Origin of the sequence: Pseudomonas fakonensis (assembly GCF_019139895.1) — a bacterium.
Taxonomy (GTDB): Bacteria; Pseudomonadota; Gammaproteobacteria; order Pseudomonadales; family Pseudomonadaceae; genus Aquipseudomonas; species Aquipseudomonas fakonensis.
The window spans coordinates 5679311-5694531 of sequence record NZ_CP077076.1 but is presented as its reverse complement, the minus strand read 5'-3'; the positions used below and the strand labels follow the sequence as shown (position 1 = coordinate 5694531).

At 62.3% G+C, this 15221-nt stretch carries 12 protein-coding genes and 1 pseudogene; 8 read left to right on the top strand and 5 right to left on the bottom strand.

Annotated elements, in window-relative coordinates; genetic code table 11:
• Nucleotides 1-188: 188 nt before the first annotated feature.
• Both KSS94_RS25100 and glnA read right to left on the bottom strand, forming a co-directional pair.
• Nucleotides 189-737, bottom strand: a complete 549-nt coding sequence (locus KSS94_RS25100; RefSeq protein ID WP_217840715.1) for a chorismate mutase — start codon at nt 735-737, stop codon at nt 189-191.
• Nucleotides 738-886: 149 nt separating this feature from the next.
• Nucleotides 887-2293: a type I glutamate--ammonia ligase gene (gene glnA, locus KSS94_RS25095; RefSeq protein ID WP_217840714.1), complete on the bottom strand. Its 1407-nt coding sequence runs from the start codon at nt 2291-2293 to the stop codon at nt 887-889.
• Between the two features lie 470 nt (nt 2294-2763).
• On the opposite strand from glnA, the gene thiI reads away from it, so the two are divergent.
• The 3 genes from thiI to KSS94_RS25080 all read left to right on the top strand — a co-directional run bounded on the left by thiI (nt 2764) and on the right by KSS94_RS25080 (nt 6928).
• Nucleotides 2764-4218: a tRNA uracil 4-sulfurtransferase ThiI gene (thiI, locus tag KSS94_RS25090; protein WP_217840713.1), complete on the top strand. Its 1455-nt coding sequence runs from the start codon at nt 2764-2766 to the stop codon at nt 4216-4218.
• Between the two features lie 128 nt (nt 4219-4346).
• Nucleotides 4347-6167: a translational GTPase TypA gene (gene typA, locus KSS94_RS25085; RefSeq protein WP_217840712.1), complete on the top strand. Its 1821-nt coding sequence runs from the start codon at nt 4347-4349 to the stop codon at nt 6165-6167.
• Nucleotides 6168-6334: 167 nt separating this feature from the next.
• Entirely contained in the window at nt 6335-6928 is a 594-nt protein-coding gene (locus KSS94_RS25080) for a YjaZ family protein (RefSeq protein ID WP_217840711.1), read from the top strand.
• Between the two features lie 177 nt (nt 6929-7105).
• Here the strand turns inward: KSS94_RS25080 and KSS94_RS25075 are convergent, their stop codons facing one another.
• A complete protein-coding gene (locus KSS94_RS25075; RefSeq protein ID WP_016712459.1) occupies nt 7106-7510 on the bottom strand; it encodes a YkgJ family cysteine cluster protein in 405 nt (134 codons plus the stop codon).
• Nucleotides 7511-7694: 184 nt separating this feature from the next.
• Between KSS94_RS25075 and KSS94_RS25070 the strand changes: the two genes are divergently transcribed.
• From KSS94_RS25070 to KSS94_RS25060, 3 genes are all read left to right on the top strand, one after another.
• Nucleotides 7695-10160 (top strand): glycogen/starch/alpha-glucan phosphorylase, encoded by a 2466-nt coding sequence (locus tag KSS94_RS25070; RefSeq protein ID WP_217840710.1) that lies wholly within the window; start codon nt 7695-7697, stop codon nt 10158-10160.
• A gap of 268 nt (nt 10161-10428) precedes the next feature.
• Nucleotides 10429-11439: a class 1 fructose-bisphosphatase gene (locus KSS94_RS25065; protein ID WP_217840709.1), complete on the top strand. Its 1011-nt coding sequence runs from the start codon at nt 10429-10431 to the stop codon at nt 11437-11439.
• Between the two features lie 3 nt (nt 11440-11442).
• Entirely contained in the window at nt 11443-12039 is a 597-nt protein-coding gene (locus tag KSS94_RS25060; protein WP_217840708.1) for a DUF924 family protein, read from the top strand.
• 118 nt (nt 12040-12157) lie between these two features.
• Here KSS94_RS25060 and KSS94_RS27745 read toward each other — a convergent pair whose 3' ends face one another.
• Both KSS94_RS27745 and KSS94_RS27740 read right to left on the bottom strand, forming a co-directional pair.
• Complete coding sequence (locus KSS94_RS27745; protein WP_369992306.1) at nt 12158-12883, bottom strand: methyl-accepting chemotaxis protein; 726 nt, start codon at nt 12881-12883, stop codon at nt 12158-12160.
• A gap of 129 nt (nt 12884-13012) precedes the next feature.
• Nucleotides 13013-14050, bottom strand: a pseudogene (locus KSS94_RS27740) (HAMP domain-containing protein); the annotation flags it as partial.
• 225 nt (nt 14051-14275) lie between these two features.
• Between KSS94_RS27740 and bamE the strand changes: the two are divergent.
• Together bamE and KSS94_RS25045 are read left to right on the top strand one after the other, a co-directional pair.
• On the top strand, nt 14276-14530 hold the full coding sequence (gene bamE, locus KSS94_RS25050; RefSeq protein WP_079230016.1) for an outer membrane protein assembly factor BamE domain-containing protein: 255 nt from the start codon (nt 14276-14278) through the stop codon (nt 14528-14530).
• Complete coding sequence (locus KSS94_RS25045) at nt 14527-15099, top strand: lipocalin family protein (protein WP_217840706.1); 573 nt, start codon at nt 14527-14529, stop codon at nt 15097-15099. The genes bamE and KSS94_RS25045 overlap by 4 nt, the downstream gene beginning before the upstream one ends.
• The last annotated feature ends 122 nt before the right edge of the window (nt 15100-15221 follow it).

Below are 15221 nucleotides of genomic sequence, written 5' to 3'. Positions count from 1 at the left end.
TCCGCTGATGCGAGGAAAATGCAAGAAACAAACCAAGGCTCCGAAAAGAAGCGGAATTCCCTGATAAAGACCTTGAAGTGCGCAAATTCGGCTCAGGTTTCACTGATTTATCGTTTCATGCGACCCGTTTTGGTGTACAGGGCGGGTGCATGAATGAATTTATGCACCAATATAGAGCATTGCGTGCTTCACTGTTTTCGGCACAACTGCCCGCTGGCGCGAACCAAGGCCAGGTGGCGCAGCGGGTCGTGAGTGCGTGCGGCCAGTGCCTGGGCCAGTTTGCGCGGGCAATCCATCGGCGGCTGGTGGTCCATTTGCCCTAGTTCGAACAACAGCGAGGCCTGGAGCTTGTCCAGCCTTGGGCGCAGCTCGCTGGACAGGTCGCGTGGCGCCTCCTGCGGCGCGCGACCCAGTGCACGCCAGCGGTCGAGCATGGCGTACTGGACCAGCTTGTTGGCTTCGATCTGGTCAGCAAAAAAGGCCTTGGCGCGCTCGGGAGCCAGGCCATAGTCGGAAGCGGCGGCGCGCACCTGTTCCAGCACTTCGGCCTCCCGTACGGGGGCCTGCACCGCTATGTCGTGCGCCCATTTGTGTCGGGCGACCGAGCTTGCCAGGTCCAGGCGCTGTTCGATGGCGCTGAGCAAGGGGGCGAATTCGGCATGGTAGGACGGGGGGGCGCTGCACCCTGGCAGGGCGAGGGCCAAACACAGCGGAAGCAGGGCGGGGGTGTGACGCATGTTGATCTCCTTATACCGGGAGACCACAGTGTTGGGCAGCAGGGGGCAGGCTGCTTGTAGGACGCTTCTGAAACAGGAGTATGAACAAACAAAAACGGCCTTCCGAAGAAGGCCGTTTCAGAGGTTATCGACGCCAGGCGCCGATCACATCAGCAGCTGTAGTACAGCTCGTATTCCAGCGGGTGCACGAAGGTGCGGACCTTGATTTCTTCTTCGCTCTTCAGCTCGATGAAGGCGTCGATGAAGTCGTCGGAGAACACACCGCCCTTGGTCAGGAACGCACGGCCTTTGTCCAGCTCTTCCAGGGCCTCTTTCAGGCTGCCGCAAACCTGCGGGATGTCCTTGGCCTCTTCTGGCGGCAGGTCATACAGGTTCTTGTCGGCAGCATCGCCTGGGTGGATCTTGTTCTGGATGCCGTCCAAGCCAGCCATCAGCAGGGCTGCGAAGGCCAGGTACGGGTTGGCCGATGGGTCCGGGAAGCGCGCTTCGATACGGCGGGCTTTCGGGCTGCCGACGTAAGGAATGCGGATCGAGGCGGAACGGTTGCGGGCCGAGTAGGCCAGCATGACCGGGGCTTCGAAGCCTGGGACCAGACGCTTGTACGAGTTGGTCGACGGGTTGGTGAAGCCGTTCAGGGCCTTACCGTGCTTGATGATGCCGCCGATGAAGTACAGGGCGGTATCGGACAGGCCGGCATAGCCTTCGCCGGAGAAGGTGTTCTTGCCTTCTTTCCAGATCGACATGTGCACGTGCATGCCCGAGCCGTTGTCGCCGTACAGCGGTTTCGGCATGAAGGTGGCGGTGCGGCCGTAGGCGTCGGCAACGTTGTGCACGACGTATTTCAGGGCCTGTACTTCGTCAGCCTTCTTCACCAGGGTGTTGAACTTGACGCCGATCTCGTTCTGGCCGGCAGTTGCCACTTCGTGGTGGTGAACTTCGACGGTCTGACCCATTTCTTCCAGTGCGTTGCACATGGCAGTACGGATTTCGTGGTCGTGGTCGAACGGCGGAACCGGGAAGTAGCCGCCCTTGACGCCCGGACGGTGGCCTTTGTTGCCGCCTTCGACGTCCGCGTCGCTCATCCACGAGCCTTGCTCGGAGAAGATCTTGAACATCGAACCGGAGATGTCCGACTTGAACTTCACTTCGTCGAAGATGAAGAACTCAGGCTCTGGGCCGGCGAAGACGGTGTCACCGATGCCGGTGCTCTTCAGGTACTCTTCGGCGCGCTTGGCGATCGCACGTGGGTCGCGATCGTAGCCCTGCATGCTCGACGGGTCGACGATGTCGCAGGTGATGATCAGGGTCGGCTCTTCGGTGAATGGGTCAAGCACGGCGGTGTCGTCGACTGGCATCAGGATCATGTCCGATGCTTCGATGCCTTTCCAGCCAGCGATGGAGGAGCCGTCGAACATCTTGCCGACTTCGAAGAAGTCTTCGTCCAGGCCATCACGCGCCGGCATGGTCACGTGGTGTTGAACGCCCTTGGTGTCCGTGAAACGCAGATCAATCCACTTGACGTCATGATCTTTGATGAGTTGAACCGACTTCGACATGTTGTCCTCCGGATGGTCTAGGGTGCGTCAGAACGCTGCCCTGGAAAAAGGGTGTCGCCGGGCGCGGATAGTCGGCCAAGCTTACCTGCCTCACAAGGGAGCAAATTGCATGCCAGTGCCCGAAAATGGCGAGGGCGGAATAAAAGGGGGCGTTTGCGGGCATTTGGCGGTGGGGGTAGGTGAAAAAACGCACTCTAAAGAGGCGGATTTCTGTACTTGCGCACTATTATGGTGCTTTGTTTTCCGGCGGTGCATTCTTTGAGGGCCTATCGCCGGCAAGCCGGCTCCTACAGGTTGTCGTGGTTGCCAGCCGGTGGCGCATTCCCTGAAGGGGCCGGCTTGCCGGCGATGGGGCCTGCCCAGGCAACATAAATGCAACCTCCTGTACAAAAGTTGCTCAAAACCTGAGCAATTTCCGCTATAATTCGCGCCCCCTATTTTTGGCAGGCCCTGCGCGCGCTGTTAAACCAATGAAACTTATCGTCAAAGTCTTCCCAGAGATCACCATCAAGAGCCGGCCGGTGCGCAAGCGCTTCATCCGTCAGCTCGGCAAGAACATCCGCAACGTGCTCAAGGACCTTGACCCTGAGCTCGCGGTCGATGGTGTCTGGGACAATCTCGAGGTGGTCAGCCGCATCGAGGACGAGAAGATCCAGCGCGAGATGATCGAGCGCCTCACCTGCACCCCGGGCATTACCCACTTCCTGCAGGTCGAGGAATACCCACTGGGCGACTTCGACGACATCGTCGCCAAGTGCAAGCAGCACTTCGGCCACCTGCTGGCCGGCAAGCGCTTTTCGGTGCGCTGCAAGCGCGGCGGCCACCATGACTTCACCTCGATGGACGTCGACCGCTATGTCGGCAGCCAGCTGCGCCAGCAGTGCGGCGCCGCCGGCATCGACCTGAAGACCCCTGAAGTCGTGGTGCGCATGGAAATCCGCGACCAGCGCCTGTACGTGATCCACAACCAGCACAACGGCATCGGCGGCTACCCGTTGGGCGCCCTGGAGCAAACCCTGGTGCTGATGTCCGGCGGCTTCGACTCCACCGTGGCGGCCTACCAGATGATGCGTCGCGGCCTGATGACCCACTTCTGCTTCTTCAACCTCGGCGGCCGTGCCCACGAACTGGGCGTGATGGAAGTGGCGCACTTCTTGTGGAAGAAGTACGGCAGCAGCCAGCGCGTGCTGTTCATCAGCGTGCCGTTCGAAGAGGTGGTCGGCGAGATTCTGAACAAGGTCGACAACAGCTACATGGGCGTGACCCTCAAGCGCATGATGCTGCGCGGGGCTGCGCACATGGCCGAGCGCCTGCAGATCGACGCCCTGGTGACCGGCGAGGCGATCTCGCAAGTGTCCAGCCAGACCCTGCCGAACCTGTCGATCATCGATTCGGCCACCGACAAGCTGGTGCTGCGCCCGCTTCTGGCCAGCCACAAGCAGGACATCATCGACCAGGCCACCGAAATCGGCACTGCCGACTTCGCCAAGCACATGCCCGAGTACTGCGGCGTGATTTCGGTGAACCCGACCACCCATGCCAAGCGTCACCGCATGGAGCATGAAGAAAAGCAGTTCGACATGGCGGTGCTGGAGCGTGCTCTAGAGCGCGCCAAGTTCATCTCCATCGACCACGTGATCGACGAGCTGGGCAAGGATATCGAAATCGAGGAAGTGGCCGAGGCACTGCCAGGCCAGATCGTCATCGACATCCGTCACCCCGATGCACAGGAAGACGAACCTCTGGCGCTGGACGGTATCGAAGTCCAGGCCATGCCGTTCTATGCCATCAACAGCAAGTTCAAGCACCTGGACCCTACGCGCCAGTACTTGCTGTATTGCGACAAGGGTGTGATGAGCCGTTTGCACGCACACCACCTGCTCAGTGAGGGACATGCCAATGTGCGTGTTTATCGTCCGGCATAAGACGCCAGGGCTGTATGGCGGCAGCATCCGCCATCGCCCTCCCGACCACCGGGCCCGCTGAGCCTAAAAGCGTACATATTCGCCGCCTACACTGGGTGGCAACCGAATCCTCTGATCGAGATACAGTTGTGATCGAAAAACTGCGTAACATCGCCATCATCGCCCACGTTGACCATGGTAAAACCACCCTGGTCGACAAACTCCTGCGCCAGTCCGGCACCCTGGAACGTAACGAGCTCAACGACGAGCGCGTCATGGACTCCAACGACCAGGAAAAAGAGCGCGGCATTACCATTCTGGCGAAGAACACCGCCATCAACTGGAACGGCTACCACATCAACATCGTCGACACCCCCGGCCACGCCGACTTCGGTGGCGAGGTCGAGCGTGTAATGTCGATGGTCGACTCGGTGCTGCTGCTGGTCGACGCCCAGGACGGCCCGATGCCGCAAACCCGCTTCGTAACTAAAAAAGCCTTCGAAGCAGGCCTCAAGCCAATCGTCGTGATCAACAAGGTCGACCGTCCGGGCGCGCGTCCTGACTGGGTTCTGGACCAGATCTTCGACCTGTTCGACAATCTCGGTGCCACCGACGAACAGCTGGACTTCAAAGTCGTCTACGCCTCGGCCCTGAACGGCATCGCCGGCCTGGACCACACCGAAATGGGCGAAGACATGACCGCCCTGTACCAGTCGATCGTAGACAACGTACCGGCTCCGGACGTTGACCGTGAAGGCTCGTTCCAGATGCAGATCTCCGCTCTGGACTACAACAGCTTCCTGGGTGTTATCGGCGTTGGTCGTATCGCCCGTGGTCGCATCAAGCCGAACACCCCGGTGGTTGCCATCGACGTCGACGGCAAGAAGCGTAACGGCCGTATCCTCAAGCTGATGGGTCACCACGGCCTGCACCGCGTTGACGTCGAAGAAGCCCAGGCTGGCGACATCGTCTGCATCAGCGGTTTCGACGAGCTGTTCATCTCCGACACCCTGTGCGCCCCGGACGCGGTAGAGGCCATGAAGCCGCTGACCGTCGACGAGCCGACCGTTTCGATGACCTTCCAGGTCAACGACTCGCCGTTCTGCGGTAAGGAAGGCAAGTTCGTCACCAGCCGCAACATCAAGGACCGTCTGGACAAGGAGCTGCTGTACAACGTGGCCCTGCGCGTTCAGGAAACCGATTCCCCTGACAAGTTCAAGGTATCGGGCCGTGGCGAGCTGCACCTGTCGGTGCTGATCGAAACCATGCGTCGTGAAGGCTTCGAGATGGCCGTAGGCCGCCCTGAAGTGATCATCCGCGAAGTCGGCGGCGTGAAGCAGGAACCGTTCGAAAACGTCACCATCGACATTCCTGAAGAATCCCAGGGCAAGGTCATGGAAGAGATGGGCCTGCGTAAGGGCGACCTGACCAACATGGTTCCGGATGGCAAGGGCCGTGTGCGCCTGGAGTACAACATCCCGGCCCGTGGTCTGATCGGTTTCCGTAACCAGTTCCTGACCCTGACCAACGGTGCAGGCATCCTGACCTCGATCTTCGATCGCTACGACACCATGAAGTCGGGCCAGATGTCCGGCCGTCTGAACGGCGTTCTGGTTTCGGTCGAGACCGGCAAGGCCCTGACCTACTCGCTGGAAACCCTGCAGGCGCGCGGCAAGCTGTTCGTCGAGCACGGCCAGGAGATCTACAACGGTCAGATCATCGGCCTGAACAGCCGCGACAACGACCTGGGCGTGAACCCGACCAAAGGCAAGAAGCTCGACAACATGCGTGCTTCGGGCAAAGACGAAGTCATCGCCCTGGTACCGCCAGTTCGCCACACCCTCGAGCAGGCCCTGGAATTCATCCAGGACGACGAGCTGTGCGAAGTGACGCCGAAGTCGATCCGTCTGCGCAAGAAAATCCTGGACGAAGGCGAGCGTACCCGCGCTGCCAAGAAAGCCAAGAACTGAGTCATTAGTTCAGGCTGAATGAAAACGCCCCCGGTCGAAAGGCCGGGGGCGTTTTTGTTTGTATTGCATTTCTTGGTATTGCTGTTGAAGCACTTGCTCACGAAGCCTTTTTGGCAGCGCGATCTGGGCTCAGTAGCCTGTCTGTTCGAGGTGCTACGGAGAAGTGCATGAAAGGCAAGGCGTGGCGTGAACATTTGGCTGCCGGAAGGATCGAGGCCGCCGGCAGGTCATGGTGCCTGCAGCATCTTCAGGCGCATACCCATGGATTGTTGCTGCCAGGGTTGCCAGTGGCCATCGAGGCGACACTGCACTTCGAATACTCGAGCCACTGCGTCAGCCATGGCCCGCCTCACGGGCAGGCGTTGGACTTTCAGGCCATCGGCCTTGACAGGTTGGTGATTGACAGCAGAGGGATTAGCCGGGCGTTCTGCCCGGTTCGGTATGGCTTGTCATTGCAGTTGCCAAGCATCATGAGCACCTTGGCCGACAGACAGTGCCTGTTCACCGGTCACAGCAACTGGTTGACAGTCGAAGGCAATCAGTTCGGTTTTCCCGAGGGTACTCAGTACGAGGTGTATTTCAATATGCGCCGCGAATCGACAAAAGTTCTCAAGGTCCATGTCGAGAGCGCGTACGTGCGAGACCCTGAGCACCCATCGGCGGGCAAGGGAAGGTTCAAGCGGCATGAGAAGATCAAAGGCTGGTTGCTGATGCTGAAGAAGCTGAGAAACGAACCTGTGCGCAGGCCCGCACGCCGGTAGGCTTCCCCCAGAAATACGAAACCCCCAATGAAGGGGGTCGTATCGCGGATGCCCTTAGGGATTGCTCCCATCAACCGGCACGGCCGGAACCACATGGCGGCGTCTGGACACTTGCCCGAAGGAAAGCTCCGTGTATATCCAGACAAGCCGGATTTTATAGGGCATGCAGTGACAGCGTCAACGCCCGACCACCTTGGGCTTGTACGCACAATACCCTGGCCGCGGCCCGACCTTGGGGTGGTTGCGGCAGGTGTCCGGGCGCTTGTCGTAGATGGTGCACAGGCGGCTCTTGCGGTCCAGGTACATGCAGTCATCGTTGCTCATCCGGGTCAGGGTGAAGATCCCCGACTTCTGGTTGAAGCGCTCGATGATGCCTTCCTTCTGCAGGCGCTTGGCTACGTTCTTCGGCGGCTCGTCCTTTTCGAATTCATCCACCACGCCAATGCGGATCAGATCCTTGATCTTCACCTCCACCGGCAGGGTGCAGCAGGTCGAATGGCAGCCACCGCACATGTGGCTGGCATAGCGCTGCCAGGTCTCCAGGCGGTCGACTTCGGCGGCGGCGATCAGGGTCGTTTTCATTTTTTGGGGGCGAATCACGGTCTTTGGGCGCGCGATCATACCGGAGTTGTTCAAAATGTGAACAACCTTTCGCCTGATTCGCCACGGCTTTATGAAAACCGCGAACCGTCGCTGTCGCTCCGTGTCAGAGCGTCTAGGCTGAACAATCTCCCTGTGCTTTCGCCTACTTGCCCGAGGATGCCGCATGTCCCAGGAAAACAAGGCCCGTGAGGCCAAAGCTCGTGATGTAGAGGTGGCCCAGTTTCGCGCCGCCGTGCTGGCCAAGCTGACCTACGCGGTCGGCAAGGACCCGGAGCACGCCTTCGACCATGACTGGTTCGAAGCCATCGCCCTGGCCGCCCGCGACCACATGGTCGACCACTGGATGGACCACACCCGCCAGGCCTACCGCCGCAGCCAGAAGCGGGTGTACTACCTCTCCCTCGAATTTCTCATCGGCCGGCTGCTGTACGACAGCCTGAGCAACCTCGGCTACCTGGACATCGCCCGCGAGGCGCTCGAAGGGCTGGATGTGGACCTTGAGCGCATCCGCCTGCTGGAGCCCGACGCGGCGCTGGGCAACGGTGGCCTGGGCCGTTTGGCGGCGTGCTTCATGGAGAGCATGTCGACCCTGGGCATCGCCGCCCACGGCTATGGCATTCGCTACGAACACGGCCTGTTCCGCCAGGCGGTGGTCGACGGCTGGCAGCAGGAGCAGACCGAAAACTGGCTGGATTTCGGTAACCCCTGGGAGTTCGAGCGGGCCGAGGTGATCTACCCGATCAGCTTTGGCGGCAGTGTCGAGACCGTGGTCGAAACCAACGGCCAGCAGCGCCAGGTGTGGACGCCGGGCGAGACAGTGCGCGCGGTGGCCTACGACACCCCGGTGGTCGGTTGGCGCGGTTCCAGCGTCAACACCCTGCGCCTGTGGCGTGCCCGGGCACTGGAAGAGCTGCACCTGGAGCGCTTCAACGCCGGTGACCACCTGGGTGCGGTGGCCGAAGTGGCCCGCGCCGAAAGCATCTCGCGGGTGCTGTACCCGGCCGACAGCACCGAGGCCGGCCAGGAGCTGCGCCTGCGCCAGGAGTACTTCTTCGTGTCGGCGTCACTGCAGGACCTGCTGCGCCGCCACCTGAACATGCACGACAACCTGCTCAACCTGCCCGACGCTGCGGCCATCCAGCTCAACGACACCCACCCATCGATTGCCGTGGCCGAGCTGATGCGCCTGCTGGTGGACCAGCACGAAATCCCCTGGGACACCGCCTGGGAGCTGACCGTCGGCACCTTGGCCTACACCAACCACACGTTGTTGCCTGAGGCGCTGGAAACCTGGCCGGTGGCACTGATGGAGCGCATGCTGCCGCGGCACATGCAGATCATCTACCTGATCAACGCCTACCATATCGACGCCCTGCGGGCGAAGGGCCTGCACGACTTCGACGTGCTGCGCGCGGTGTCGCTGATCGAAGAAGACAACGGCCGCCGGGTGCGCATGGGCAATCTGGCGTTTCTCGGCTCGCACAGCGTCAACGGCGTGTCGGCGCTGCACAGCAAGCTGATGAAGAGCACGGTGTTCGCCGAACTGCACAAGCTCTACCCGCAGCGCATCAACAACAAGACCAACGGCATCACCTTCCGCCGCTGGCTGTACCAGGCCAACCCGCAACTCACGGCGATGCTGGTGGAGGCCCTGGGTGAGGGCGTGCTGGACGACCCCGAAGGCAAGCTCAAGGGCCTGGTGCCGTTTGCCGACAAGGCGAGCTTTCGCAAGCAGTTCGCCGCCCAGCGCCTGCACAGCAAGCGCGCCCTGGCCAGCATCATCCAGGACCGCATCGGCGTCACGGTCAACCCCGAGGCGCTGTTCGACGTGCAGGTCAAGCGCATCCACGAATACAAACGCCAGTTGCTCAACCTGCTGCACACCGTGGCGTTGTACCAGGCCATGCGCAACGACCCGGGCACCGACTGGGTGCCGCGGGTGAAGATCTTCGCCGGCAAGGCTGCGGCCAGCTACCACCAGGCCAAGCTGATCATCAAGCTGGCCAACGACATCGCCCGGGTGGTCAACAACGACCCCACCGTGCGCGGGCTGCTGAAAGTGGTGTTCCTGCCCAACTACAACGTCAGCCTGGCCGAAAGCATCATCCCGGCGGCGGATTTGTCCGAGCAGATCTCCACCGCAGGCTATGAGGCGTCCGGCACCAGCAACATGAAGTTCGCCCTCAACGGCGCGCTGACCATCGGCACCCTGGACGGCGCCAACGTCGAGATGTGCGAGCAGGTGGGGGCGGAGAACATGTTCATCTTCGGCCTGACTGCCCAGCAGGTGGGCGCCCGGGGCAAGGCCGGCGACTTCGGCGCCAATGCCGCAATTGCCGCCTCCAGCCGCCTGGGCGATGTACTGCAGGCGATCCGCAGCGGGGTGTTCTCGCCGGACGACCCGTCGCGCTACACCGGGCTGGTGGACGGCCTGGTGGCCTACGACCGCTTCCTGCTGTGCGCCGACTTCGACGCCTACTGGGATGCCCAGCGCCGGGTCGAGGAGCTGTGGCATTCGCCCCAGGAGTGGTGGCGCATGGCGGTGCTCAACACCGCGCGGATGGGCTGGTTCTCCTCCGACCGGACAATCCGCGAGTACGCCAGCGAGATCTGGAAGGCGCTGGATTGACCGGGTGATGCGCGGTACCTGTGAGGGCAACTGTGCCTGCACCGGCCTCATCGCCGGCAAGCCGGCTCCTACAGGTACAGCGCAGGCCTGTAGGAGCCGGCTTGCCGGCGATGAGGCCGGTGCAGGCCGTTGTGGCACCCCGCCAACCGACCATCGGCTTGGCCATGGCTGAACTCAAGGCTTGCTGTCGAGTCTCTTTGCTCGCTAGCCCGCAACACTCCCTGTAAACTGCGGGGGTTTTTTCCCCCTATCCTTTTCGGAGCCATACATGTCCCGCGTTACCCTGAGTCGCTATCTGATTGAGCAGACCCGCAGCAACAATACCCCTGCCGATCTGCGCTTCCTGATCGAAGTGGTGGCGCGTGCATGCAAGGAGATCAGCCACCACGTGTCCAAGGGCGCCCTGGGCGGCGTATTGGGCAGCATGGGCACCGAGAACGTGCAGGGCGAAGTGCAGAAGAAGCTCGACGTGATCTCCAACGACATCCTGCTCGAAGCCAACGAGTGGGGCGGCCACCTGGCCGGCATGGCGTCCGAAGAAATGGACAACGCCTACCAGATCCCGGGCAAATACCCCAAAGGCGCCTACCTGCTGGTCTTCGACCCGCTGGACGGCTCGTCGAACATCGACGTCAACGTTTCGGTCGGCACCATCTTCTCGGTACTGCGTTGCCCCAACGAGTACTTGAGCCAGAACGAAACCCTGAACGAAAACGCCTTCCTGCAGCCAGGCACCCAGCAGGTTGCCGCCGGTTACGCCATCTACGGCCCGCAGACCATGCTCATTCTGACCCTGGGCAACGGCGTCAAGGGTTTCACCCTGGACCGCGAGCTGGGCAGCTTCGTGCTCACCCACGAGAACATCCGCGTGCCGGAAAGCACCGCCGAGTTCGCCATCAACATGTCCAACCAGCGCCACTGGGAAGCGCCGATCCAGCGCTACGTCGGCGAGCTGCTGGCCGGTGAGACTGGCCCGCTGAAGAAGAACTACAACATGCGCTGGATCGCCTCGATGGTGGCCGACGTGCACCGCATCCTCACCCGTGGCGGCCTGTTCATGTACCCGCGCGACGCCCGTGACCCGAGCAAGCCGGGCAAGCTGCGCCTGATGTACGAAGCCAACCCGATGTCGTTCATCATCGAACAGGCCGGCGGCGTGTCCACCGATGGTTACCAGCGCATCCTCGACATCCAGCCTGAAGGCCTGCACCAGCGCGTGTCGGTGATTCTCGGCTCGAAGGAAGAGGTGGAGCGCGTCACCGCCTACCACAAGGAGTAACCCATGCTCGCACCTTGGCAGCCGTTGCTGGAATGGTGGTTCGGTTGGGGCACCAGTGCCCAGGCCGTGGCTGACGAGAAGAACACGCTGTGGTTCGGCAAGCATCACGATGCCGAGGCCCATGCGCAGTTTGGCGACCTGGTCGAGCAAGCCCTGGCCGGCGGGCTCGACGAGTGGCAGCAAAGCCCGCAGGGCTGGCTGGGCCTGTTGATTTTGCTGGACCAGCTGCCACGCATGCTCTACCGCGACACGCCGCGCGCCTTCGACGGCGACCGGCGTGCGCAGGTGGTGGCGATGCAGGGTTTGCAGAAGGGCTGGGACTACCAGCTGCTACCGATCCAGCGGGTGTTCGTGCTGCTGGTGCTGGAGCATGCCGAAGTGCTGGACTGGCAGAACCTGTGCGTCGAGCGCTACCAGCTGTTGCTCGCCGAGCAGCCCGAGGCCAACCGCCGGTTGTTCGAAGGGTTTCTCGACTACGCCGAGCAGCACCAACGGGTGATCGCCCGCTTTGGCCGCTTCCCGCACCGCAACCTGGTGCTGGGCCGGCCGAGTACCAGTGACGAGATGGACTTCCTGCTGGAGCCTGGGTCCAGGTTCTAGTGCCAATGGGGCTGCTCTGCAGCCCTTTCGCGGCGCAAGGCCGCTCCTACAGGAGAACGCATTCCCTTGTAGGAGCGGCCTTGTGTCGCGAAAGGGCCGCAAAGCGGCCCCAGCGGTTTCAGATCCTGAAGCTGCCCACCAGATGCTTCAACCGCTCCACCTGGCGTTCCAGGTCGGTGCAGGCACGCAAGGTGCTCTGCAGGTTCTGCACCCCTTCCTGATTCAGCGTATTGATTTCGGTGATGTCGACATTGATCGACTCGACCACGGCCGTCTGCTCTTCGGTGGCGGTGGCCACCGACTGGTTCATGCCGTCGATCTCGCCGATGCGCTGGGTGACGCTGCCCAGGCGCTCGCCGGCCTGGTTGGCGATGCCCACGCTGCGGTCGCTGTGCTGCTGGCTCTGGCCCATGGTGCTCACCGCCATCTGCGCGCCGGCCTGCAGCTCCTCGATCAGGCGCTGTACCTGCTGCGCCGAATCCTGGGTGCGGTGGGCCAGGTTTCGTACTTCGTCGGCGACCACGGCAAAGCCACGCCCGGCTTCGCCAGCGCGGGCTGCCTCGATGGCGGCGTTGAGCGCCAGCAGGTTGGTCTGCTGGGAGATGCCGCTGATCACATCGAGAATCTGGCCAATGTTCACTGTGTGGCCGTTCAGCGTCTCGATGTTGCCACTGGCATCGCTGATGCGCGCCGACAGCTGGTTCATTACCTCGATGGTTTCGCCGACCACCTGCTGGCCTTCTTCGGCCAGGCCCCGGGCAGCACTGGAGTGCTGCGAGGCCAGGGCAGCGTTCTGGGCGATTTCCTGGGCGGCGGCGCCCAGCTGGTTGATCGCCGCGGCCACGCTGCTGGTGCGGCTGGACTGCTGGTCGGCGTTGTGGATCGACGCGTTGGAGGCGCTGATCACCTGGCCGGCCACGGTGTTCACCTGCCCGGTGGCCGAAGCCACCTCGCGGATCGACTCGTGGATACGCTCGACGAAGCGGTTGAACGACTGCGCCAGGCTGCCGAACTCGTCCTGGGCGTGGATTTTCAGGCGCCGGGTCAGGTCGCCTTCGCCTTCGGCGATGTCATGCATGGCGCGGCCCATCACGTGCAGCGGCTCCATCAGCACGCGAATCAGCAGGCCCAGCAGGCCGATGATCACCAGCACTGCAATCAGCGTGGCTACCACCGCCGAGGTGCGCAACTCGCCCAGCATGGCGAAGGCTGCGTCCTGGTCCAGCACCAGCGCCACGTACCAGTCCGCCGACGGCACGCCGTCGACGTGGGTGAAGCTGATGAACTGCTTGCGGCCATCGACTTCGACCTCTTTCAGGCCGCTGCCGATGCGCGGGGTGTTGCCGGGGTACACATCGGCCAATGCCTTGAGTGCCAGCTCGCCCTTGGGGTGGATGAGGATCTTGCCTTCGCCGTTGACGATGAAGGCATGGCCATGGCCGTCGAAGTCCAGGGTGTTGATCAGGTTGCTGATGGTTTGCAGGTCGGTGTCGACGCCGCTGACGCCGATCACCCGGCCGGCCTGCTGCACCGGGGTTGCCAGGGTGATCACCAGCTTGCCGGCCGAGGCCGAGATGTACGGCTCGGTGACGATGGTCTGGCCGGCGGCGGTGGCCGCCTTGTACCAGCCGCGTACCCGCGGGTCGTAGTCGGCCGCGCGGCTGCCCACCGGTACCGACTGCATGCTGCCGTCCTGGCCACCGAAGTAGGTGAGCATGAAGTTGCTGGCGTACACCGGCAGCGCCAGGCTGCGGTCCAGGCTGGCCTTGCCCGGGCCGTCGACGGCCACCTGCTGGGCGAAGGTGTTGAGCAGCTGGATGCGGCTGTCGAGCCAGTTGCGGATATTACCGGCGGTCAGGTTGCCCAGGTCCTGCAGAGTGGCCTCCGTATCACTGCGCAGGGACTGGCGTTGTCGGTAATCGTTGAACAGCACGAAACAGGTGAAGGCAACGGCCACCACGAGGGCGGCGGCCAACAGGATCTTGTGGCTGAACTTGAGGTTCTTGGTCATTTTTGAAGGTCTGCGCACGGGCACGGAGGAGGGCGGATGCGGCAAAAGGCCACATCCTCGACGACTGTTTCGTCACGCCGGGCAAAAACATTAACCGTTTGCGCAACAGCCGACCGACGGCAGGCGACGAAAACCTCGGCGGGCAGGGAACCGAGGACCCTTTTTCCCTTCTAAGCTCCCTGCAGGCCCTCATACCTGTGTATCTACCTCCAGGAGTGTCCCTTCATGTCGTTGCGTTCCCTCGCCCTGTTGTCCTTGTGCGTCGTCCTGACCGCCTGCAGCAAGATCAACCAGGAAAACTATTCCAAGCTCAAGGCCGGCATGAACAAGGCCGAGGTCGAGCAACTGCTCGGCACGCCCACCGAGTGCTCCGGGGCACTGGGCATGAGCAGCTGCACCTGGGGTGACGAGAAGAGCTTCATCAGCGTGCAGTACGCGGCCGACAAGGTATTGATGTATTCCGGGCAGGGTCTCAAATGAGGCGTTTGCACCTGCTGCTGGGCGTGTGCCTGGTGATGCTGCTGGGTGGCTGCGCCACCTCTGCCACCGACTCGCTGGCGCCGAAGACCGCAGGTGCGGTCGACCTCAAGCGATACCAGGGCAAGTGGTTCGAGCTGGCCCGTCTGCCGATGAAGTACCAGGATGGCTGCGCCCAGTCCGAAGCGCACTACAACCTCAAGCCTGACGGTACGGTGGGGGTGCTCAACCGCTGCCGCACCCTGGGTGACGAGTGGCTGCGCGCCGAGGGCCATGCCTCCATTCAGCAGCCCGGGCACACCGACAAGCTGTGGGTGGAGTTCGACAACTGGTTCACCCGACTGGTGCCGGGTGTGGCCAAGGGGGACTACTGGATTCTCTACGTCGATGACCGCTACCGCACCGCGATTGTCGGCAGCCCCGACCGCAAGTACCTGTGGATCCTGTCGCGTTCGCCGTCGATGCCGGTGTGGGAGCGCGAGAGCCTGATGTCCAAGGCCCGCCAGCAGGGCTACGACACCCGCCGGCTGATCTGGCGCACGCCGGACAAGGATATCGTCGCCCGGCATTGAGGTTGCTGGTGATACCCCTGTAGGAGCCGGCCTGCCGGCGATCACCGGCAACGCCGGTGCCAAACCACAGATCGATGTTGGCCGGGCTGGCCCTATCGCCGGCAAGCCGGCTCCTACAGTGG

Excerpts from the sequence above, each read along its gene's own strand:
- KSS94_RS25080 (WP_217840711.1), top strand. The coding sequence starts at position 6,335 with ATGAAAGGCAAGGCGTGGCGTGAACATTTGGCTGCCGGAAGGATCGAG.
- glnA (WP_217840714.1), bottom strand. The coding sequence starts at position 2,293 with ATGTCGAAGTCGGTTCAACTCATCAAAGATCATGACGTCAAGTGGATT.
- KSS94_RS25060 (WP_217840708.1), top strand. The coding sequence starts at position 11,443 with ATGCTCGCACCTTGGCAGCCGTTGCTGGAATGGTGGTTCGGTTGGGGC.
- bamE (WP_079230016.1), top strand. The coding sequence starts at position 14,276 with ATGTCGTTGCGTTCCCTCGCCCTGTTGTCCTTGTGCGTCGTCCTGACC.
- KSS94_RS25045 (WP_217840706.1), top strand. The coding sequence starts at position 14,527 with ATGAGGCGTTTGCACCTGCTGCTGGGCGTGTGCCTGGTGATGCTGCTG.
- KSS94_RS25075 (WP_016712459.1), bottom strand. The coding sequence starts at position 7,510 with ATGAAAACGACCCTGATCGCCGCCGCCGAAGTCGACCGCCTGGAGACC.
- thiI (WP_217840713.1), top strand. The coding sequence starts at position 2,764 with ATGAAACTTATCGTCAAAGTCTTCCCAGAGATCACCATCAAGAGCCGG.
- KSS94_RS25065 (WP_217840709.1), top strand. The coding sequence starts at position 10,429 with ATGTCCCGCGTTACCCTGAGTCGCTATCTGATTGAGCAGACCCGCAGC.
- KSS94_RS25100 (WP_217840715.1), bottom strand. The coding sequence starts at position 737 with ATGCGTCACACCCCCGCCCTGCTTCCGCTGTGTTTGGCCCTCGCCCTG.
- KSS94_RS25070 (WP_217840710.1), top strand. The coding sequence starts at position 7,695 with ATGTCCCAGGAAAACAAGGCCCGTGAGGCCAAAGCTCGTGATGTAGAG.